Annotated in this window: 18 protein-coding genes; 5 read left to right on the top strand and 13 right to left on the bottom strand. The window is 62.2% G+C overall.

From position 1 onward, the window contains the following. The first annotated feature begins 203 nt into the window (after positions 1 to 203). Complete coding sequence (locus ACWTV1_RS09205) at positions 204 to 1,199, top strand: DUF4349 domain-containing protein (protein ID WP_498505078.1); 996 nt, start codon at positions 204 to 206, stop codon at positions 1,197 to 1,199. On the opposite strand, the gene ACWTV1_RS09200 is transcribed toward ACWTV1_RS09205, so the two are convergent. The 4 genes from ACWTV1_RS09200 to ACWTV1_RS09185 form a co-directional block, all read right to left on the bottom strand. Next, positions 1,196 to 2,236: an LLM class flavin-dependent oxidoreductase gene (locus tag ACWTV1_RS09200; RefSeq protein ID WP_498505077.1), complete on the bottom strand. Its 1,041-nt coding sequence runs from the start codon at positions 2,234 to 2,236 to the stop codon at positions 1,196 to 1,198. The two genes, ACWTV1_RS09205 and ACWTV1_RS09200, sit on opposite strands and share 4 nt — an antisense overlap. Positions 2,237 to 2,461: 225 nt before the next feature. Beyond that, the gene (locus ACWTV1_RS09195) at positions 2,462 to 4,312 is read right to left on the bottom strand and encodes an alpha/beta hydrolase family protein (RefSeq protein WP_498505076.1); all 1,851 of its coding nucleotides are present in this window, start codon (positions 4,310 to 4,312) and stop codon (positions 2,462 to 2,464) included. 86 nt (positions 4,313 to 4,398) lie between these two features. Continuing rightward, a complete protein-coding gene (gene glpK / locus ACWTV1_RS09190) occupies positions 4,399 to 5,916 on the bottom strand; it encodes a glycerol kinase GlpK (protein ID WP_498505075.1) in 1,518 nt (505 codons plus the stop codon). A 68-nt stretch (positions 5,917 to 5,984) separates the two neighbouring features. Then, positions 5,985 to 7,757 (bottom strand): glycerol-3-phosphate dehydrogenase/oxidase, encoded by a 1,773-nt coding sequence (locus tag ACWTV1_RS09185; protein WP_498505074.1) that lies wholly within the window; start codon positions 7,755 to 7,757, stop codon positions 5,985 to 5,987. A gap of 150 nt (positions 7,758 to 7,907) precedes the next feature. Between ACWTV1_RS09185 and ACWTV1_RS09180 the strand changes: the two genes are divergently transcribed. After that, entirely contained in the window at positions 7,908 to 8,984 is a 1,077-nt protein-coding gene (locus ACWTV1_RS09180) for a sugar-binding transcriptional regulator (RefSeq protein WP_498505073.1), read from the top strand. A gap of 24 nt (positions 8,985 to 9,008) precedes the next feature. On the opposite strand, the gene ACWTV1_RS09175 is transcribed toward ACWTV1_RS09180, so the two are convergent. Further along, entirely contained in the window at positions 9,009 to 10,445 is a 1,437-nt protein-coding gene (locus ACWTV1_RS09175) for an NAD(P)H-quinone dehydrogenase (protein ID WP_498505072.1), read from the bottom strand. A gap of 164 nt (positions 10,446 to 10,609) precedes the next feature. On the opposite strand from ACWTV1_RS09175, the gene ACWTV1_RS09170 reads away from it, so the two are divergent. Together ACWTV1_RS09170 and ACWTV1_RS09165 are read left to right on the top strand one after the other, a co-directional pair. After that, positions 10,610 to 11,446, top strand: a complete 837-nt coding sequence (locus tag ACWTV1_RS09170) for a purine-nucleoside phosphorylase (protein WP_100389576.1) — start codon at positions 10,610 to 10,612, stop codon at positions 11,444 to 11,446. Beyond that, positions 11,443 to 13,110, top strand: a complete 1,668-nt coding sequence (locus ACWTV1_RS09165; RefSeq protein WP_498505071.1) for a phospho-sugar mutase — start codon at positions 11,443 to 11,445, stop codon at positions 13,108 to 13,110. The genes ACWTV1_RS09170 and ACWTV1_RS09165 overlap by 4 nt, the downstream gene beginning before the upstream one ends. 53 nt (positions 13,111 to 13,163) lie before the next feature. Here the strand turns inward: ACWTV1_RS09165 and ACWTV1_RS09160 are convergent, their stop codons facing one another. From ACWTV1_RS09160 to ACWTV1_RS09140, 5 genes are read right to left on the bottom strand one after another with little or no spacing between them, the layout of a single operon-like run. Next, positions 13,164 to 13,436: a PTS sugar transporter subunit IIB gene (locus tag ACWTV1_RS09160; RefSeq protein ID WP_498505070.1), complete on the bottom strand. Its 273-nt coding sequence runs from the start codon at positions 13,434 to 13,436 to the stop codon at positions 13,164 to 13,166. Next, on the bottom strand, positions 13,433 to 13,882 hold the full coding sequence (locus ACWTV1_RS09155; protein ID WP_498505069.1) for a PTS sugar transporter subunit IIA: 450 nt from the start codon (positions 13,880 to 13,882) through the stop codon (positions 13,433 to 13,435). The genes ACWTV1_RS09160 and ACWTV1_RS09155 overlap by 4 nt, the downstream gene beginning before the upstream one ends. 2 nt (positions 13,883 to 13,884) lie before the next feature. Further along, positions 13,885 to 15,006 carry an adenosine deaminase gene (locus tag ACWTV1_RS09150; protein ID WP_498505068.1) on the bottom strand — a complete coding sequence of 374 codons (1,122 nt, stop codon included), beginning with the start codon at positions 15,004 to 15,006 and terminating at the stop codon, positions 13,885 to 13,887. 57 nt (positions 15,007 to 15,063) lie between these two features. Then, complete coding sequence (locus ACWTV1_RS09145; RefSeq protein ID WP_498505067.1) at positions 15,064 to 15,747, bottom strand: IclR family transcriptional regulator; 684 nt, start codon at positions 15,745 to 15,747, stop codon at positions 15,064 to 15,066. Further along, positions 15,747 to 16,925: an adenosylhomocysteinase gene (locus ACWTV1_RS09140; RefSeq protein WP_498505066.1), complete on the bottom strand. Its 1,179-nt coding sequence runs from the start codon at positions 16,923 to 16,925 to the stop codon at positions 15,747 to 15,749. Before ACWTV1_RS09140 ends, ACWTV1_RS09145 begins: the two co-directional genes overlap by 1 nt. 48 nt (positions 16,926 to 16,973) lie before the next feature. Here ACWTV1_RS09140 and uriH point away from each other — a divergent pair, with 48 nt between their 5' ends. Beyond that, on the top strand, positions 16,974 to 17,921 hold the full coding sequence (gene uriH / locus ACWTV1_RS09135) for a uridine-preferring nucleoside hydrolase UriH (protein ID WP_498505065.1): 948 nt from the start codon (positions 16,974 to 16,976) through the stop codon (positions 17,919 to 17,921). A gap of 66 nt (positions 17,922 to 17,987) precedes the next feature. Here uriH and ACWTV1_RS09130 read toward each other — a convergent pair whose 3' ends face one another. The 3 genes from ACWTV1_RS09130 to ACWTV1_RS09120 form a co-directional block, all read right to left on the bottom strand. Next, positions 17,988 to 19,523, bottom strand: a complete 1,536-nt coding sequence (locus ACWTV1_RS09130; RefSeq protein ID WP_498505064.1) for an MFS transporter — start codon at positions 19,521 to 19,523, stop codon at positions 17,988 to 17,990. 68 nt (positions 19,524 to 19,591) lie between these two features. Further along, positions 19,592 to 20,908 (bottom strand): thymidine phosphorylase, encoded by a 1,317-nt coding sequence (locus ACWTV1_RS09125; RefSeq protein ID WP_498505063.1) that lies wholly within the window; start codon positions 20,906 to 20,908, stop codon positions 19,592 to 19,594. Next, a complete protein-coding gene (locus ACWTV1_RS09120) occupies positions 20,901 to 21,317 on the bottom strand; it encodes a cytidine deaminase (protein ID WP_498505062.1) in 417 nt (138 codons plus the stop codon). The genes ACWTV1_RS09125 and ACWTV1_RS09120 overlap by 8 nt, the downstream gene beginning before the upstream one ends. Between the last annotated feature and the right edge of the window lie 3 nt (positions 21,318 to 21,320).

The following is a 21,320-nucleotide window of genomic DNA, read 5'->3' as shown; positions in this document are numbered from 1 at the left end:
TCGCTGTGAGGCACCATTTCACGATATCTGCGGCGTGCCAGCGGCATCGAATTTCCCATAGAACCCCAAGTGTCCTTTCAGAAAACGTCAAGCTCACGCCCACCGCGCGCGAAGCTCACGAACGATATCGATCAGGTGGTGACGCTCGAATCGTGACAAACGTTGGGTAGTTTTTCCGCATCCCGCAGCCCTACATTGAAAACATGAGGCGCACACTAAAGATCACCACAGCACTGGCATTTTCCGCACTCGTTCTCTCGGGCTGTTCTGCTGGGATGAGCGATCTCTCGACGAGCGAGTCGTCGGAGTATCTCGTTGACGAGGCGATCGAGGGGCGGTCTGGCACGTCCGGCGACGTTCAAGAACTTGGCGCCCCCGCCGCCGACGGCGCTCTCGCGAATGAGTCCGACATCAGCCGCGAGGTCATTACTACGGGCTACATGGCTGTGACGGTAGTGAGCCCCGATGAAGCGACCGCCGAAGCCATCCGTATCACCGAATCTGTGGGTGGTCGCGTTGACGGCCGCAACGAGTATGCGCCGTCGGAAAGCAACCGGGGCAGCTCCACCCTCACGCTGCGCATTCCGGCATCCAACCTCACCGCCACGCTCGACAAGTTCAAGGAGCTGGGAGAGCTGCAAGAGGTCTCCACCAACGCCCAAGACGTCACGATGCAGTCGCGCGATCTGGAAGCGCGCATCACGGCTCTCGAAGCGTCGGTCGACCGTTTGCTCGCTCTGCTCACGAAGGCAAGCGACACCGAAACGTTGATCCAACTGGAGACCGCAATCTCTAGCCGCCAGGGGGAACTCGAGAGCCTGAAATCGCAAAAGCGGTACTTCGATGATCAGGTTGCGATGTCAACGCTCACGCTCAGCCTCGTCTCCGAAGCGGATGCCCCCACCACCGAACCCGACACGTTCCTTGACGGACTCGCGGCCGGCTGGGCCGGGCTCGTTGCCTTCTTCTCCGGCCTTCTCGTACTGCTCGGAGTGTTGCTGCCGTGGCTCGTTCTTCTCGCGATCGTCGGCGGTGTCATCGTAGTGATCGTGCGAACGGCACTGCGTTCAAGCCGACGTTCGACCTCCGCAGCACCGGCCGCGACATCCGCACCGGTTGAGACGACCCCAGCTGAGACGGAAATGGCATACCCCGACCCAGCTACCACCACTACCCCCGAGGAGCCGAAGGCCGACTAGGCCTTCTCAGCCAGCAACTCTCGCACCCGAGGAATGACCTCGGTGGCGTACAACTCAATACTGCGCATCATACGTTCGTGAGGCAGGGTTCCTGCGCTGTACTTCATGTCGAATCGCTGGATGCCGAGGGCAGAGATAGTGTTCGCTATCTTCTGTGCCACGGTCTCCGGCGATCCGGCGTACATGGAGCCGTGCTTCACTTCGCCGATGAACTCATCAACGCTCGACTCGGGCCAGCCGCGGTCGCGACCGATACGGTCACGCATCGTCTTGTAGTGCGGCCACATCTCCTCGACGACCTTGTCGTCGGAGTCGGTGATGTAGCCGGGCGAGTGAACGGCGATCGGCAGGTCGGGTTGTCCCAACTCGGCCAAGGCGTTGTGGAACAGCTGCGCATAGGGCGCGAAGCGTTCGGGCTGGCCGCCGATGATCGCCAGCACCATAGGCATCCCGTAGCGAGCCGCACGCACGACAGATTCGGGGCTTCCGCCGACGCCGATCCAGGTCTTGAGCGAGCCCGATTCGGTGCGCGGAAAGACCTCTTGGTTCTTCAGACCGGCGCGAAGAGTGCCCGACCACGTAACCGGCTCTTCCTTGATGAGTTCAGAGAACAGGTCGAGCTTCTCAGAGAAGAGCGTTTCGTAGTCGGCGAGGTTATAACCAAAGAGCGGGAACGACTCGGTGAACGAGCCGCGACCGAGAATGATTTCCGCGCGGCCATTCGACAGAGCATCCACGGTGGCAAAGCGTTCGTAGACGCGCACGGGGTCATCCGAGCTCAGGACCGTGACGGCCGAGCCCAGCTGAATGTTTGTGGTCGCGGCGGCAAGAGCGCCCAAGACTGTCTCGGGAGCAGTGATCGCAAAGTCGTCGCGGTGGTGCTCACCCACGCCGAAGTAATCAATGCCGAGCTTGTCGGCCAGCACTCCCTCGGCCACCACATTGCGGATGACCTGCGCCTGACTGAGCGGCGCACCGTTTTCATCCACCGTGACGTCGCCAAATGTGCCGAGTCCAAACTGAACCTGCTGATTCACGAGCTCCCTTTCGCTGAGACGCCGATCGCGTCTGTAGCGAGAACCGTAGCCGGGCATCCGCTATTCCACGATTCCGAGGCAGGCACCCGCCAGATGGCGGTGGGGCGGATGCGGGGCTCGCGGTCGAGGCGAGCTAGACCGAGTCGCTCCGCACACAACAGCGCCCCGGTCGAGATGGAGACCGGGGCGCTGCTGGAGCCGATCAGTTGATCGGAGAGGGTGTACTTACGCTGCGGTGAGCGTGTTCGTTACCGAGATGAGGGTAACGATTGCCGCGTTGATGAAGCCGGCGATGTACGGGTTGTTCGTCTCACGGTAGATCTTGCGCGAGATGACTGCGGTTACGGCCAGGATGAGGATGACCGGGTAGAGCCAGATGCTGAAGATTCCGCCGAAGCCGTCGATCGTGTACCCCGTGGTGAAGAAGTTGGTGTACTGAGCAACGACGAGAACGATGGGTGCCAGAGCGTTGAAGAACGCCAGCAGTGCTGTGTTGATCCACTCCTTGCCGCGGATGGAGAAGCGGTTGAAGGCGTTGACCGCAACCGAGTTCGCCACGAAGTAGATCGCGAAGAGCGGCAGGTACATGAGCGCAATGCCGACCTTGTCAGGCGTGAAGGCCTTGACGGCGACGACCCACCAGCGGAAGTCCGTCTTGAAGAAGTAGTCGAGCACGAAGACGATCGCGTAGGCCGACACAACGACGACAAACGACAGACCGAGGCCGTGGAAGAACTTCTTCCAGCCAGGCAGTACTCCGGATGCGCGAAGGTCGAGACCGTTCTTGCGTCCGAAGACAAGGTACGAGATCACCATGATGATGATCGCTGCGATGGCGTTGACCGCGGCCCAGAAGGCTACGAAGAACACGGCGCCCTGAGGCATGAAGAACTGAACAGCGTTGAACGCGATCGCGCCCACCCACGGGGTGTTAGCGAGGATCAACCAGCTCCAACCGGAGATGATTGCCGAAACAACCAGTCCGCCCCAGAACCAGGCGAGTCCCTTACGGGTTGCGGGCACTACTGCTGCAGCAGGAGCGCGCAGTCCAGCGAAGGCGCGGGTCGAGAGCAGTGCACGCGTGAAGGCGACGAGGAAGATTCCGAAGCCGATCAGTCCGAAGAGCGTGAAGGTCTCCTTGACCTGCCACACCTGCGAACCGGCCGCGATCTCGTTGGGAGCGCCGAAGGCTTCTTGGAAGAACTCGATCTGGCTGCCGACTGTCGTCTTGGAGATGGTTCCCCACGGGTGGTTCTCTGCTGGCGTGTAAACGATGCGGAGAGCATCCTCACCATCGACAGAGTCGGTGTAGAACTCGCTCGCTTCGCGAACGTCAGAGGAAACCTCTTCTGGGTTTGCACCGAAGTGGAGGAACGACTGTGCGTTCGGGGTTCCGATGTACTCGCGCGGCGGCGTGAGAACTTCGCCCTCGGGGCTGTAGCTGCGGAAGAAGAACTCGTCGTACTGGTCAGCAACGATTCCGACGTCGCGGGCACCGTAGAGGTTGAAGTACGCGTTCTCAGCTTCGGCATCCGTGTAGACAGCGTCGTTGTCGACGAGCAGGATGGCCGAGATGAGCTGTTCGTCAGCGGCGTTGTCGATCACGGTCGAGAAGTTTGCTGCGCGCGCACCGTTCGAGTGACCGCTTACACCAATCTTGTCGGTGTCAACGTAGGGGAAGTCGGCGACGAGCTTCACAGCGTCGTACATACCGGTTCCACCGAGCGTGACGTCAGGGGTCAACGGTGAGGAGTTTCCGTGACCGTACATGTCGATCGACACGACGACGTAGCCGCGACGTGCAAGCTCAACGTAGTTGGCGTCTTGCATTTCGCGGTTGTTCCACCAACCGTGGCTGACCACGATGGCCGGAACCTTGTTGTCGACGGTTGCCGTGTCAGGCTTGAAGAGCAGCGCGCTCATCATCTGGCCCGACGAGGTCTCCCAGCGCATGTCCTTCACGCTGATTGAGCCTGCACCGGTTTGAACGATGGACGCACCGATGGATGTGACCAACATCATGACTAGCGAGAGAACGAGCCAGAAGCTGTTCCTCTTTACTAACGAGGTTTTCATTGATTCCCTACCCCTTCGTGGGTATCGATTGCTGTGTGGTTATGGACGTGACTGACAGCACGCCCGTCATGGGTAAATCAGGCAGATCAGGTCTCCACGTCCTCATCAACCCAGCCCATGGTCTTGGTTACCGCTTTTTTCCAGTTGCGGTAAAGCTGATCTCTCTCGAGGCGAGCCATTTGCGGCTTCCACCTCTTGTCTTCGTTCCAGGTCGAGAGCACGTCGTGCTCGCTGCCCCAAAACTCGACCGCGATGCCGGCCGCGAATGCGGCGCCGAGAGCGGTGGTTTCGGTGATGCGGGGGCGGATGACATCCACGCCCAGCTGGTCAGCCTGAAACTGCATGAGAAGTTCATTGGCCACCATGCCGCCGTCGACGCGGAGTTCCGCGAGGTCGACTCCGGCATCCGCATTCATGGCGTCCATGACCTCGCGCGTTTGGTACGCGGTGGCTTCGAGCGCTGCACGAGCGATGTGGTTCTTGGTGACGTAACGGGTGAGTCCGAGGAGAGCTCCCCGGGCATCCGGTCGCCAGTAGGGAGCGAAGAGTCCGGAGAAGGCGGGCACAAAGTAGGCGCCACCGTTGTCTTCGACTTCGAGCGCGAGGCGCTCGACATCGGGAGCGTCGGAGAACATGCCGAGGTTGTCCCGCAGCCACTGGATGAGCGATCCCGTGACAGCGATCGATCCCTCGAGGGCGTACACGGGAGCGGCGTCGCCGATCTTGTAGCAGACCGTCGTGAGCAGGCCGTTGTTGCTATGAACGCGCTTGTTGCCGGTGTTCAGCAGCAAGAAGTTGCCGGTGCCGTAGGTGTTCTTAGCCATTCCCTCGCTGAAGCAGGCCTGACCAAATGTCGCCGCCTGCTGGTCGCCGAGGATGCCCGCGATGGGCACTCCGGGCAGCGAACCGTGGTCGCGGCAATGGCCGAAGATCTCGCTCGAGGAGCGAATCTCGGGCAGCATCGACATCGGGATGCCCATGTCTGCTGCGATGTCTTCGCGCCACTGGAGAGTGTCGAGATCCATGAGCATGGTGCGGGAGGCGTTGGTCACGTCGGTCGCGTGCACTCCCCCGTCGACACCGCCGGTGAGGTTCCAGAGCAGCCAGGTGTCGATCGTGCCGAAAAGTAGCTCGCCGCGGTCTGCGGCTTCTTGAGCGCCGTCGATGTAGCGCAGAATCCACGTCACCTTGGGGCCGGCGAAGTACGGAGCGAGCGGGAGCCCCGTGATGGCCTTGTACTTTTCGAGGCCCTCGGAGCCCGCGAGCTCCGTGATGATGTGCTGGGTACGAGTGTCTTGCCAGACGATCGCGTTCGTGACGGGAACACCCGTGGTCTTGTTCCACACCACCGTGGTTTCACGCTGATTGGTGATACCGACCGCGCCAATGTCTTGGTAGGTCAGGTTGGCCCGCGAGAGTGACAGCCCGACGGTCTCTCGAACGTTGTCCCAGATCTCCATCGGGTCGTGTTCGACCCAACCGGCACGAGGGAAAATCTGCTCGTGCTCGAGCTGACCGCTCGAAACGATACGCGCGTCGTGATCAAAGATGATCGAGCGCGAGCTCGTCGTTCCTTGGTCAATCGACAGTATGTACTGTGTCATCGTCGGCGTATCTCCATTGATCGTCTGTACTTCGTGAGGCGCTTGGGCGCCCAAATCCAGTAGTTCGGTTACTTTGATTCGAGTGCTGCGGGGGTGACGAGCGGCACGATTTGCGGTGCTGCTTCGCGCACGTCTGATGCGCTTTCGTCATCGCGGGTGAGCGCAGCAGCTGCTACGGCCTCCGCCATCTGGGTGTAGACAGCGACTTCGTGAGCGGTGGTCTGCTCATCCCAGCCGAGGAGCTTCGCGGCAATTTCTGCCACCTCGGGCACAGCGGCCATTGCCTCGTTGAGGTACTCGTAGTTCATGCGGGTGCGACGAACCATGAGGTCTTCGAGGTGCAAGGCACCTTCGTGGGTGATCGCGTAGGCGATTTCGGCACGAAGGTAAGCGGAGGCTTGCGCCAGCGGCTTGGCCATCTCCGGCTCGGCTTCAGCGATGGCGGCGATCTCGGAGATCTTCGCGCCGTAACGGTGCAGCAGGTGGTCGATCATCTGATCGCTCCAGCCAAACTTCGCTCCGAGTGCTGCGGCACCGGCGGTTGCTTCCTCGAGTCCTTCAGCGCCCAACAGTGCGACAGTTTCGGTGGTGGAAGGGTTGGCCTTGGCCGCGTCCTTACCGATCGCGAAGTCAACGGCATCCTTCGCCATCACGCGGTACGTGGTGAACTTTCCACCAGCGATAACCGTGAGGCCCGGGATGGGCGACGCAACAGTGTGCTCACGCGAGACCTTGGCCGAGTTTGTGCCCTCCATCGTGCCCGGCTGCAGCAAGGGGCGAAGTCCCGCCCAGGTGCCGATAACGTCGGTGCGGTCGATGGGGTTTGCGAGCACTGCGTTGGCTTCGGCAATGACGTAGTCAATGTCATCGGCGGTTGCCGCAGGGTTGAGAAGGTTCTCTTTCCACGGAGTGTCAGTAGTGCCGATGACCCAATAGCGTGACCAGGGAATCACGAAGAGCACGCTCTTGGAAGTTTGCAGGATCAGGCCGGCTTCACCCTTGATGCGTTCGCGAGGAACAACAATGTGGATGCCCTTGGAGGCCAGAACTTTGAGTCCGCCGCTTTCGTGGGCGAGGGCTTGAGTCTCGCCGGTCCAGACGCCGGTGGAGTTGATGACGGCCTTGGCGCGGACGGGGAATGTCTTTCCCGTTTCGAGGTCAACCATGACGGCGCCGTTGACGACACCCTCATCGTTCTTCGTGATCTCGACGACCTGCATGCGGGTAGCGGCGCCGGCGCCGTGAGCCGAGGCGGTGCGGATGACGCTCACGACGTAGCGAGCATCATCGACGTTGGCGTCCCAGTATTCGATCGCGCCAACAGCGGCGTCGTGAGCGAGGCCGGGGAAGCGAGCAGCGAGCTGCTTGCGCGACAGGTGGCGGTGCCACGGAACGCTGCGCTTGCCCGAGGTGCTCTTGACGGTAACCGAAGCGAGGAAGTCGTAGAGAGCAATTCCGGCGCCGACGAAGGCGCGCTCCCACACGTGGTGGCGCAGCGGGTACAGGAACGGCAGCGGACGCACGAGGTGCGGTGCCACATTGTTCAGCAACAGGTCGCGCTCGGTGAGTGCTTCGTGCACGAGCTTGAAGTCGAGCATCTGCAGGTAGCGGAGTCCGCCGTGGATGAGCTTGCTGGCGCGGCTGGAGGAGCCGGCGGCCCAGTCTTGGGATTCGACAACGACGGTGTCGAGACCACGCGTGGCGGCATCCAGAGCAATTCCGGCGCCGGTGATTCCACCACCGATGACGAGAACGTCGAGTTCACGCCCCGGCTCTGCGCTCTCCATAAGACGCTGGATGGCGCTGTCGCGGGTTTCGCGGGTGAGGGACTGGTCAGCCATGAACACTGCTCTTCTATCGTGTGGTGGTGGTTACCGCCGAAGCGGCTGTGAATCTTCTGGGATGATCCACTGCTCAGCAGCGTATTACGCCAGCTAGGGTCAATGACAAACTGAGCAGCACATCTGCACGAACGTGCAAGGATGGACGTTATGGAACGCGAAGAGGCAATGCTGGCCGCATCGTCGATGTATTACTTGCAAGACATCAAGATGGACACCATTGCGAACCACCTACATATGTCCCGCTCAAGCGTGTCCCGATTGCTGCGGGATGCCCGCGATAGCGGCCTCGTAGAAATCACGCTTCGCCCCACTCCCACGCGGGGCCCGGGCCTGGCGAAAAAGATCGAAACGTGCTTCGGAATCGCCACCCATGTCGTGCCCGTCGCCGACCTTGCCGACGAGACAGAACGGCTCGAGCAGGTAGCGAAAGCCACCGCTCGAATGGTCACCGGCTGGTTCGATTCCGACATGATCATGGGCGTGGCCTGGGGCACCACGTTGGCCGCAATCTCGCGCCATTTGGGCAAAAAACCCACCCGCGGAAGCGCCGTCGTGCAGCTCAACGGAGCGGCCAACGTTCGCACCTCGGGCGTGGAATATGCCGGCAACCTCATCGCCAACTTCGGCGACGCGTTCGACGCCCAAGTGCACTTATTCCCAGTGCCGGCGTTCTTCGATTACGCCGAAACACGCAATGCCATGTGGTCAGAGCGGTCAATTGTGCGCGTGCTTGAGTACCAGCGTCGCGCGGATATTGCGCTCTTCTCGATCGGCGCCATCGCCGGTGAAGTGCCCAGCCACGTCTACTCCGCCGGCTACCTCGAAGCGGGCGACATCGAAACGCTCGACAGCGAAGGCATTGTGGGCGACGTGTGCACCATCTTCCTTCGCGAAGATGGCAGCTACGAAGACCTCTCGATGAACGCACGTGCAACCGGCCCCACCCCGGCAGAACTGCGTGCGATCCCCCGCCGCATCTGTGGTGTGGCCGGCGATAACAAGGTCGTTCCGCTGCTCGCAGCACTGCGGGCGGGCGTCATCACCGACCTCGTGATCGATGAACAGACCGCCACGAAGCTCGTTGAGCACGTCATGGAGCTGAAAGAAGGAGCAGCGTCAGCCGAAGAGCTAGCCTTCCAAGAACGCCAGAGCGACGCCGAGCAGGGTAGCGCCGAGCAGAGCGATGCTGAGCAGAGCGCGACAGAGCCGGCGACTGCTGCCTAGAGACTGCTGCCTAGCGACTGTTGGCTAGTGGACGACGTGCATGGCGCGTGCGGCATCCGTAATGCTGCCCGTCAGTGACGGGTACACGGAAAAAGCGCGCGCAATCTGGTCGACCGTGAGGCGGTGTTCTACCGCGAGCGCCATCGAGATGATGAGCTCAGAAGCGTTCGGCGCCACGACCACGCCACCGATAACGGTGCCAGAGCCGGTGCGAGCGAAGAGCTTCACGAAGCCGTCCTTGATGCCCATCATCTTGGCGCGCGGGTTAGAGGCCAGCGGCAGCTTGTAGATGGTGCCCTGAGCGAGGCCGTCTTCGATCTGCTTTTGCGACCAGCCGACGGTGGCAATCTCGGGCTGAGTGAAGATGTTGGATGCCACGTTGCGCAGTTCGATCGGCGTAACGCCGTCGCCCATTGCGTGGAACACCGCGGTGCGGCCCTGCATTGCGGCGACCGAAGCGAGCGGGAAGAAGTCTGAGCAGTCACCGGCCGCATAGATCGACGGCATCGAGGTGCGGGCAACGCGATTGACGCGGATGTGGCCGGATTCGGTCAGCTGCACGCCAGCCTCTTCGAGGCCAAGACCTTCGGTGTTCGGCAGCGAGCCGACGGCCATGAGGCAGTGCGAGCCCTCTACGGTGCGTCCGTCGCTGAGCGTCGCGATGACGCCATCCTTGGTGGTCTTCACGGATTCGGCGCGCGACTTGGAAAGAACGGTCATGCCGTTCCGCTTGAAGACATCTTCAATCACGCGGGCGGCATCTTCGTCTTCTCCCGGAAGCACGCGATCGCGCGAGGAGATCAGGGTGACTTTGGCACCCAGCGCGGTGTAGGCCGAAGCGAACTCGGCACCGGTGACACCAGAGCCCACCACAATGAGGTGCTTGGGGGTTTCGTCGAGTGTGTAGAGCTGCGTCCACGTGAGGATGCGCTTGCCATCGGGCATAGCGGAGTCGAGCACACGCGGGCGTGCCCCCACGGAAACGATGACGGTGTCAGCATCCACTTCGTCGAAGTCGGTGCCCGACTTGCCTTTGCCGGTCGAGACAACGAGGCGCTGGGGGCCGTCGAGACGCCCCTCACCCTCGATGATGCGTACGCCGGCCTTGATCAGTTGCGACTTCATGTCGTCTGACTGCTGCTGGGCAAGGCGCATGAGGCGGGCGTTGACCGCAGCAAGGTTCACGGTGATGTCGGGGCGAACGGCCCGCCCGGAGTCGGACCGTGAGTAGAACTGCACGCCCAGGTCGGCCGCATCCCGAATCGCGTTCGTCGCTTCTGCCGTTGCGATCAGCGTCTTCGAGGGCACCACATCGGTGAGCACTGCTGAGCCGCCGACGCCGGCGCGCTCAACGAGAGTTACTTCGGCTCCCAACTGGGCACCTGCAAGGGCTGCTTCGTAGCCACCGGGGCCACCACCGAGTACTGCAATTCGTTGGGTGCGCTCAAACTCATAGGCCATGCCCTTATTCTCGCGCGGTTCTGCCCCAGCGACAAACCGTCGACGCACCGATGTGCATGCGGCTCTCATCAGCGGCTCGACAGCAGCGACACGCGCGCTTCGCTGCTCACATTCGCGCTCAACCGCTCGGCGAGTTAACTGCCCCAGCGTTTAGAGTGGATGCCATGTCACAGTCGCCACTCACAAACCCCCTCGACGACCCCACTGCAGACCCGTTTGAGGTCGCTAAGGAAGCCGCTGCCGCAATCGCAGCCGCGACCGGAGTCGAGAAGCACGACATTGCCCTCACGCTCGGTAGCGGCTGGGGCAAAGCCGCCGACCTGATCGGCGAAACTACTGCCACGATCCCCGCCTCCGACATCCCCGGTTTCTCCAAGCCGGCGCTTGAAGGCCACGTCGGCACCCTGCGGTCGATCCTGTTGCCGAGCGGCAAGCGCGCCCTCGTCATCGGCGCACGCACCCACTACTACGAGAACCACGGCGTTCGCCGCGTTGTTCATTCCGTACGCACCGCTGCTGCTACCGGTGCCACGACCATGATTCTCACCAACGGTGCCGGTGGCATCAAGGAGACGTGGAAGCCGGGAACCCCCGTGCTCATCAGCGATCACCTCAACCTCACGGCAGACTCGCCCCTCGAAGGCGCGACGTTCATCGACCTCACCGACCTGTACAGCAAGCGCCTGCGCGAGATCGCGAAGTCAATCGACTCGAGCCTCGACGAGGGTGTGTACACGCAGTTCCGCGGCCCGCACTACGAGACTCCCGCCGAAGTTCAGATGGCTAAGACCATGGGTGGCCACATCGTGGGAATGTCCACGGCGCTCGAAGCGATCGCTGCGCGCCAGGCTGGCATGGAAATCTTGGGAATGTCGCTCATCACCAACTTGGCGGCGGGCATCCAGACCACTCCCCTCAGCCACGAAGAAGTGATTCAGGCGGGCAAAGACGCCGAAGTGCAGATCAGCAACCTTCTCGCCCAGATTGTGAGCGCCCTATGAGTGCAGCACCCCTCGGCACCGACGAACTGCTCGCCGCCGCCAATGCCTGGCTCGAGCAAGACCCTGACGCGGTGACGCACACCGAGCTCGAAGCCTTGATTACGGATGCCACCCAGGGCGACGAGGCCGCTATTGCTGGCCTCCATGACCGCTTTGATGCGCGGCTCGCCTTCGGCACGGCCGGGTTGCGCGGCGAATTGGGTGCCGGCCCGAACCGCATGAACCGGGTGCTGGTCACTCAGGCGGCTGCGGGACTTGCCGCCTACCTGCTTGCCCACGAGCTGAGCCCCAGCATCGTGATCGGCTACGACGGTCGCGTGAACTCTGAGGTCTTCGCCCGCGATACCGCCACGATTATGGCCGGGGCCGGAGTGCGCGCCATTCTGTTGCCGCGCCTGCTGCCAACACCTGTGCTCGCGTTTGCTGTTCGTCACCTCAACGTAAGCGCGGGCGTGATGGTTACCGCTAGCCATAACCCGGCGATTGACAATGGCTACAAGGTCTATCTGGGCGGCGACAACCACGGCTCGCAGATCGTCTCCCCCGCCGACGCCGACATCGCCCACGCGATTGATGTTGTAGCCAAGGGATCAATCGCTGATCTACCGCGTTCAACCGATTTCGTCACGACCGACGACGGCGTTGTCGATGAGTACATCGCGCGCACGGCAGCTCTCGCAGGCCCGGTCAAAGACATCACTTACACGTATACCGCGATGCACGGTGTCGGTTGGGAAACCACTCAGGCGGTGTACGCGAAGGCTGGCCTCCCGGCCCCCGCGCTCGTGGAAGAACAAGCTCAGCCCGACGCCGCGTTCCCCACCGTTGCCTTCCCCAACCCTGAAGAGCCGGGCGCCATGGATCTCAGCTTCGCGAAAGCTCGCGAAGCTGGTGCCGATCTGGCGATCGCTCACGACCCGGATGCCGACCGTCTTGCCGTCGCCGTGCCCGGTCGCGATGGTGAATGGCGCCGCCTGAGCGGAAACGAAGTCGGCATGCTGCTCGGCTGGCGTGCCGCAGAGCGTTCGAACGGAACGGGAAAGCTCGCCGCGTCGATCGTCTCGTCTCCTGCCCTGCACGCCATTGCCGCCGATTACGGCCTCGACTACTCCGACACCCTCACCGGTTTCAAGTGGATCTCTCGCATCGATGGGCTGATCTTCGGCTACGAAGAAGCCCTCGGCTATCTCGTCGACCCCGACAAGGTTCGCGACAAAGACGGCATTTCGGCCTCGGTCGACTTCCTGTCGATGGCGGCCGAGCTCAAAGCCGAAGGCTCCACGATCCTTGATCGCCTCGATGCGTTCACCTCACGCTTCGGAGCTTTTGCTTCGCGCCAGGTTTCACTGCGCTTCGCTCAGATCTCGGAAATCGGCGACACCATGACGCGCTTGCGTGCCGCGGCACCCACGAGCGTCGGCGGCCTCGCGGTCGAATCGTTCGATGACTTCGAGAACGGCGTCGACGGGTTCGCCCCCAGCAACATCATCCGCTTGCAGATTGAGGGCGGCGCCCGCGTGATTGTGCGCCCCAGCGGCACCGAGCCCAAACTCAAGTTCTATGTGGATGCCTCCAGCACGGCAGGCGACGGCGCCGAACGGCAGGCTGCCGCAGAAGCCGTCGCGAGCCAGCTTGAGGCAGGCATGCGCGAGCTTCTCAGCTAGCGCTAGCGCGAGAGCTTACGCGCAATCAGACACTCTCAGAGGGCGTCCTTGGTCTAACCGAGGGCGTCCTCGAGTTTTTGTGCCAGTTCAGACGTGTCGAAGAGATTCACGATCACGATGACGTCCGCATTTGTCGTACCGATCGCTTCAACGAATTCTTGGCTGGTGAGGATGATCTGGGCATCAGCGGCAACAGTGCGCACGGTGCTGACGTCGGCGGCGACCACGGTCGCTTCGAGGTCAAGAGCCTTGAGGGCACGTTCCGCGTTGATCTTGAGAACACCAGAACTGCCGATACCAGCACCACAGATGGTCACGATCTTCATTCGGGGGTCACTCCCATAATGCGCTGAACTTCGGCGGGGGTTGTCGCGGCAGCCAACTGGTCGATTGCCGAGGAGTCGTTGAAGATGTTCGCTACGGCGGCAACCGCGGCGAGATGCGCGCCGGCTTCTGTGATGGCAAGGCCGAGAACGACACGAACCGGGTCGTTGTGCGCGTGCCCGAAGCGAACGGGATCCTTGAGCGTCACGATCGACAGCCCGTTCGCAATTACTTGCGGGCCGGGGCGTGCGTGCGCCAAGGCTAGGCCCGGTGCGATCACAACGTAGGGGCCGTGGTCCTCGATCATGCGGATCATCTCGTGGGCGTACCCGGGATGAGCCGCTCCAGAACGCGCGAGTGCTTCGCCAGACAGCGCAACTGCAGCGCGCCAGTCCTTGGCGCTCACGCCAATTTCAATCGCTGATTCGGGCAGCGGGGGAAGTGACATCACTACGCTCTCTCGAAACCGACGCTGATTGCCTCGGAAAGCTCTTCGCGTTCTTCGATGGGCAAGAACGCTGCCGCAGCGGCATTGATCTGGAAAACCTCAAGGTCGGTGAGGTCGTACCCGAAGGCTTCGGTGAGCAACGCAAGCTCGCGGCTGAGGGTCGTGGCGCTCATGAGGCGGTTGTCGGTGTTGACCGTCACCCGGAATCCAAGCTGGTAGAGCAGGTCGAAGGGGTGGTCGATCATTTCGTCGCCCCACTGCTCAATAGCGCCCGTCTGCAGGTTCGACGAGGGGCTCAGTTCGAGCGCGATCTCGCGATCCTTGACCCACTGCGCCAAATCGCCGAGCGTGACGTACGTGTTCTCGTCGTCTTCGTTGGCGATCGTGATGTCTTCAGCCAAGCGCACACCGTGGCCGAGGCGAAGCGCGCGACCGTCAAAGAGGGCGCTACGGATGCTGTCGAGGCCATCCGCTTCACCCGCGTGCACGGTGGCGGGCATGTAGTTGTGCGCGAGCAGGTCGAAGGCTCCACGCATGCGGCTCGGCGGGAATCCCGCTTCGGGGCCGGCAATGTCGAAGCCGATGACGCCGCGGTCGCGGTGACGAATCGCGAGCTCGGCGATGTCGGTGCCGCGCTCGGTCTGGCGCATGGAGCTGAGAAGCTGACCAACGCGGATGCTGTGCCCACTCGAGCGCACGGCGTCCACACCCTCTTCGAGACCCTGTTGCACGGCGCTGACAACCTGATCGAGGTCAAGGCCCTTCTGCAGGTGCTGCTCGGGAGCCCAACGAATCTCGCCGTAAATGACGCCATCTGCGGCGAGGTCGTGAACGAATTCGCTCGCGACGCGCTTGAGACCCTCAGTTGTTTGCATGACAGCGATGGTGACGTCGAACGTTTTGAGGTAGTCGACGAGAGAACCGGAGTCGGCCTGACTCGAGAACCACGAGGTGAGTTTCGCGGCGTCATTCTCGGGAAGTTGGTAACCGATTTCGTCGGCCAACTCCACGATTGTCTGGGGACGAAGCCCGCCATCAAGGTGGTCATGCAGGGAGATCTTGGGTAGCGCAGTGATGCTGGCGCCGCCTCCGGGCATTACGAGATTCTCAACAGCGGCGTTCATACCTACAAATCTACCGTGCCGACCGCTGAAAGCGCCCTGAAGCTTCGCTGGATGACGTTACGATCCTGTGAAAGCTTCCTCGCTGAGCAAATTCGAGATTTCTTTCACCGCTGCTGTCGTCAGCTTTCGCACGCTTTCGGGGTCGACTTCGCTGAAGGTCGTGGCGACGTACGGCACCGTGAGAGCTGCGACGACGAGTCCGTTGGCTCCAATGATCGGCGCGACGACATCCGTGATTCCTGGCTGCAAGCTGTCGGCGTGCACGGAGGCTTCGGGGCATTGACCGGCGGGCGCTGATAGCACCCCACCCGTTGCGGTCGTCGTGATGCCGAAGCCGGCTCCGACGCGCACCCGGAAGCCAAAGTCTGCTGGTGATTCAACCTGAGCGATGACCCGCACTTCGGTGCCATCAATGACTGAGAGGTTGCATGACTGGCGCGCTGCTTCAGCGAGCCCCTGCATGATTGGCAGTGCGACGCTGATGAGACCGCGCAGCGGCGGATGCCGGTGAGCCAGTTCAAACAGCTTCATCGCCAGCACATAAAGCCCCGACTGCTTGTCGCGAAACACGTAGCCGCGTCGCTCCAGGGTCGCGAGCACGCGGAAGATCTGGCCGGTGCTGCGACCGGTGGCTTCGGCGATCTCTGATTGGCTCAACGAGCCGGAGGTCGCGGCGAGAAGTTCCAGGATGTCCAGCCCCTTGTCGAGGGCGGGAGCGGTGTATTCGGGAGCCTTTGACACTAGCGATCCGCTTTCATCGTGGCGAGCATCCGCCGGGCAATCTCACGGTTGATCGAGTCGGGCACGGGCTGCGCTCCGGCGACGAGCGTGTCAGTGGCGGTGGCAACCTGTTCGAGTGAGAGCACTTGCAAGAGAAAGCCGAGATCCATTGACTCGATCGAGTTGCCCTTGGGCTCGCGGCCAGCAAGGTTCATCATGCGACCGTCGGCGATGAGCGTGACGTGCCGCTCGCCCGGCAGATCGATGCGCTCGATGGCGGTGTCGATTTCGGTGCTGCCGGTGGCCAGCGCCCGCAGTGCGGGAACGTCGATCTCCCACGGGAAGTGACCGCAGTTCACGAGCATGGCACCATCGGCGACCCGGTCGAAGAACTCGGCGCCCAGAATTTGCGGATGCCCTGTAGCCGTAATGAACACCTCGCCCCAGTCGGCAAGGTCGAGCACGTTTGCCACGCGGTAGCCGTCAAGCGCGGCTTCGAAGGCCTTGATCTCATCGACTTCGACGATCGCAACTTTGCCGCCGAGCGCCCTCAGGTAGTGGGCGACTCCGCGACCGCACCAGCCGTAGCCCGCGACCACGAAGCGGCGACCGGGCACCATGAGGTTGGTGATGCGCATAAAGCTTTCCACCACCGATTGACCGACGGCGTGCTTATTCTCACCAATTGCTTTCAACGGACTGTCGTTGATCACGATGACGGGATACGGCACCTGATCAGCAAGTTCGTCGCGAAGGCGGTAACCGCCGGAGGTGGTTTCTTCGGTGCCGCCCACGATCTGCGCGCCGCGACCGGCAGCCACGATGCCTGCGACAAGGTCAGCGCCATTGTCGAGAAGGATGTCTGGCTCAGCGGCCACAACGCTCGCGACGTTGGCGTGGTGTTGCTCAAGGGTGTCATCGCGCGCACCAAAGATGGTCATTCCCTGGTCGCGCAAGAAAGCGACGATGTCGTCTTGGGTAGAACCGTGGTTGCCGGTGGCCACGATCTCGGCTCCCCCGGCGGCGAGGGTTTCGAGAAGTACGGCTGTCTTCGGCTCAAGGTGAAGAGACATTCCAATGCGGTGGCCGGCGAAGGGCTGGCTCTCGGCGAACCGCTCGCGCACGTCGGCCAGAAGGGCCATGCGAGAGCGAATCCACGTGAGACGGGCAGCAGCGCGAGCGATCAGTTCGTCAGTCATATCGTCACTCTACATATATGAAGACACTTTTCATATATGCTTTTTGCTATGGCTGAAAAAATTATTCTCGACTGCGACCCCGGGCACGACGACGCGATTGCGATCCTGCTCGCCCACGGCAGCCCCCACATCGAACTGCTCGGCGTGACCACCGTGGTGGGCAACCAGACCATCGAGAAAGTCACCCGCAACGCCCTTGCTGTTGCGCGCGTCATCGGCATGACCGATGTTCCTTTCGCTCGTGGCGCCCACCGCCCGCTCGTTCGCGAGGTAGAGGTCGCGGAGTCGATCCACGGCGAGTCCGGCCTCGACGGCCCCGTACTGCCCGAGCCCACGATCGAACTCGACTCGCGTCACGCGGTCGACTTCATCATTGACACTGTGATGTCGAACGAGCCGGGCACCATCTCGCTTGTTCCCACCGGCGCTCTCACCAACCTCGCCCTCGCCGTGCGCAAAGAGCCCCGCATCGCTCAACGCGTCAAGCAGGTCGTCATGATGGGTGGTGGAGTCAACGTCGGCAACTGGAACGCGACGAGCGAGTTCAACATTGTCATTGACCCCGAAGCTGCGCACATCGTGATCAACGAGAGCTGGCCGCTCACCATGGTCGGCATCGACGTCACCCACGATGCTCTCGCTACTGAAGAAGTAGCCGCAAGCATCGCCGCTGTCGGCACCGGCCCGGCCCGTTTCGTGGGTGAGCTGCTCGAATTCTTCGGTGCCACTTACCTTGAAGCTCAGGGCTTCGAGCACCCTCCCGTGCACGACCCCTGCGCCGTGGCCTACCTCATCGACCCCACCGTCATGGAAACCGCCAAGGTGCCGCTGGATGTCGAACTCACCGGTTCCATCACCCTCGGTATGACTGTGGCTGATTTCCGCGCGCCGGCTCCCGCCGACTGCACGACTCAGGTTGCACGCAGCATCGACGTTCCCAAGTTCTGGGGAATGATCGTCGACGCCCTCGAGCGCATCGGCGACCCCAAGCTCTAAATCGCGTGAGCGTGACGGATGCGGCGACCGATTTCGGTTCGCCGCATTCGTCGTTTCAGGCGTGCTTTACGCGGTTGCGAGCGTTCGTTCGCGCCGCTTGCGGGCGCCGAGGTCAACAACGCCAATGAGAATAGCGATGGCAAAGAACACTGTCGTCGCGATCATGCCCGTGCCGTACGCGTGGTGGTACAGCTCAACGGTGCTTTCGCCGCTGTTGCGCTCGTTATAGAGCGTTGAGTAAAACAGTGAGAGCGCTACGGCGGTGCCGATCGCCGTTCCGATGCGCTGCCCCAGTTGGCCCACGGATCCCGCCAAGCCGCCTTCGAGTGGCGGGATGTCGTGCAGCGTTAGCGTCTGGTTAGGCGAGATCACAAGGCCGCCACCCGCGCCGCCAATGAACATCGCCGCCGCCATCACGAACGGAGTGAGCGCCGGCGGAGTAAGAATTGCCGCCGCCATGAGTACGCCGATTCCGATCATCAGAATCGCGAGCCCCACGACCACGAGTGAGCGACCATAGCGTTCGACGAGGATGCCGCCGCGCCACGACGAGAACGCGCTCGTCAAGGCGAAGCCGATCGTCACCATGCCAGCGAAGACAGGCTCGAGCCCCAAGCCCAGCTGCAGGTACAGCGTGGTCAAGAGGAACATCGCGGGCATCGCCGCGAAGTACACGGTCGCGAGCAGGGTGCCGTTGCGGAACGAGCTGATGCGAAAGAGTGTGAGCGGCACGAGGGGCGCGCGTCCGCCAGCCGCGTAGCGGCGCTCCCACCAGATGAACGCCGCGGCAAAAAGCACAAACAGCACCAGCAGCCACCAGCGGTTGGGGTCATCCGTCGGCGCACCGGTAGTGAAGAGGAAGGGCCACATGAGCGCCAGTACCGTGACGCCGAAGATGGCAATCCCCACCGGGTCGAGGTCGAGGCGGGCGTAGGTGGTCTTGGCTGTCGAGGGCAGGATGCGCCAGGCCAACACGAGAGCGATGATGCCGAGCGGAACGTTCATCCAGAAGATGTAGCGCCAGCCGTCTTGGGCACCGCCGAGAGCGATCATGAGGCCGCCGAGCGTGGGTCCGAAGGCGGTTGAGATGCCGATCATGGCACCGAACAAACCAAAGGCTCGCCCGCGTTCCGGGCCTTGGAACAACTGCTGAATCAGACCGATCACCTGAGGCATCTGGATGCCGGCCGCGACTCCCTGCAGCAAACGGAAGACCAGCAACATGGCCGCATTCGGCGCGAGCGCGCAGGCGATGCTGGCGACGGTGAAGACCGTCAGCCCGATCAGAAACAGGGTTTTGCGCGAGCGCTGGTCACCGAAGCGCCCGGCCGGCACGAGAATCAACCCGAAGGTCAGCACATAGCCCGAGACGATCAGTTGCAGTTGAGTTGAGGTTGCGCCGAGGGCGTCTTCAATCGAGGGCAGCGCCACATTGACCTTCGACAGGTCGAGAATCGTGATGGCTGCGACCACGACGCAGACCCAGAAGGCGCGCCATTTAGTGGAGTGGTCGATGTCTGTCTCGCCGGGGGCAGGGGTGGTGCGCCCGGCAGTGTTCCGCGCTGGTTCAGCGCTGGGAACGGTCTCATCCGCTGTCGTCATTTCAACAACTGTACGTCAGCGGATGAGACCCCTCGTTCAGACGCAAAGTCGCGTCGTCAGTAGATTCGTTAGTCGATGCGTCCGGCGATGAGCGGACCGCCATCGTGCACGGTATCGCCCGCATCGCCGATGCGGTAAGCGCCCTCGAGAGACTCGAGTGCACGCTCGAAACGAGCGGGTTCGTCAGCGTGCATCGTGAAGAGCGGCTCGCCCTTGCGTACGGTGTCACCGGGCTTCGCGTGCAGGTCGATGCCAGCAGCGTGCTGCACGGGATCCTGCTTGCGGGCACGGCCGGCACCCAGACGCCACGCGGCGATACCGAACGGCAGCGCTTCTTGTTCAACGAGAACGCCGTCGCGGTCAGCGGTAACAACGTGGCTTTCCTTCGGCTGCGGCAGGGCTGCATCCGGGTCTCCGCCTTGCGCGCTGATCATGCCGCGCCAGGCATCCATTGCCTGTCCGTTGTCGAGAGCAGCCTCGACATCGGCATCTTCGTGACCGACCTGAGCGAGCATTTCGCGGGCGAGAGCAATCGTGAGCTCACGCACGTCAGCAGGCCCGCCACCGGCGAGAACCTCAACAGATTCGCGCACTTCGTTGGCGTTACCGATGGCAAGACCGAGCGGCACGTTCATGTTCGTGAGCAGGGCAACCGTCTTGACGCCGGCATCCTTGCCCAAGCGAACCATGGTCTCGGCCAGTTCGCGGCTACGGTCGGCGTCCTTCATAAACGCGCCAGAACCGAACTTCACATCGAGCACGAGAGCCGAAGTGCCCTCTGCGATTTTCTTGCTCATGATCGAGGATGCGATCAGCGGGATCGCCTCAACGGTTCCGGTGATGTCGCGAAGGGCATACAACTTCTTGTCGGCCGGAGCGAGCCCCGAGCCAGCGGCGCAGATAACGCCACCAACGCCACGCAGCTGCGCGTAGAACTCTTCGTTGGTGAGGTCAGCGCGCCAGCCGGGGATGCTCTCAAGTTTGTCGAGCGTTCCGCCGGTGTGGCCGAGGCCACGCCCTGAAAGCTGCGGTACGGCCACGCCGAAGGACGCCACAAGAGGAGCGAGAGGCAGGGTGATCTTGTCACCAACGCCACCCGTGGAGTGCTTGTCGGTCGTCGGCTTGCCGAGGCCCTCGAAGCTCAGGGTCTCGCCGCTGGCGATCATCGCGAGCGTGAGGTCGCGAATCTCTTCGCGCTCCATGCCGTTGATAAAGATGGCCATCGTCATGGCAGCCATCTGCTCGTCGCCCACGTAACCGCGAGTGTAAGCATCCACGAGCCAGTTGATTTGGTCGGTGCTCAGCACCCCCTTGTCACGCTTGGCGTGGATGAGGTCAACGACGTCGAAACGTTCGACCTGCTTGGCTTCTGCGCTGTTATTCACCGCGGTACTCCTCAAGGGTTCGTGGCCCGAACGCGTCGGGAATTACTTCGTCAATGGTTTTGATGCCCGATACCGTCTCCAGCAGCATGCCTTCGGCAGAGTGCTCGAAGAGCAGCTGGCGACAGCGGCCACACGGCATGAGGGCGTTGCCCTTGCCATCGACGCAGGTGAAAGCAACGAGCTTGCCACCGCCAGACATGTGCAGTGCCGACACCATGGAGCATTCGGCGCACAGCGTGAGGCCATAGGAGGCGTTCTCTACGTTCGCGCCCGAAATTACCCGGCCGTCGTCGACGATTGCGGCGACGCCGACCGGGAACTTCGAATACGGAACGTAGGCATGGGTGAGGGCATCTGTGGCGACGAGCCTCAGTGCATCCCAGTCGATTGATTGTGGCTCGATCGTCATAGC

This window comes from Salinibacterium sp. VpJ6 (assembly GCF_059767345.1).
Note: the sequence above shows the minus strand (reverse complement) of the source record. Positions and strands in the feature narration are given on the sequence as shown.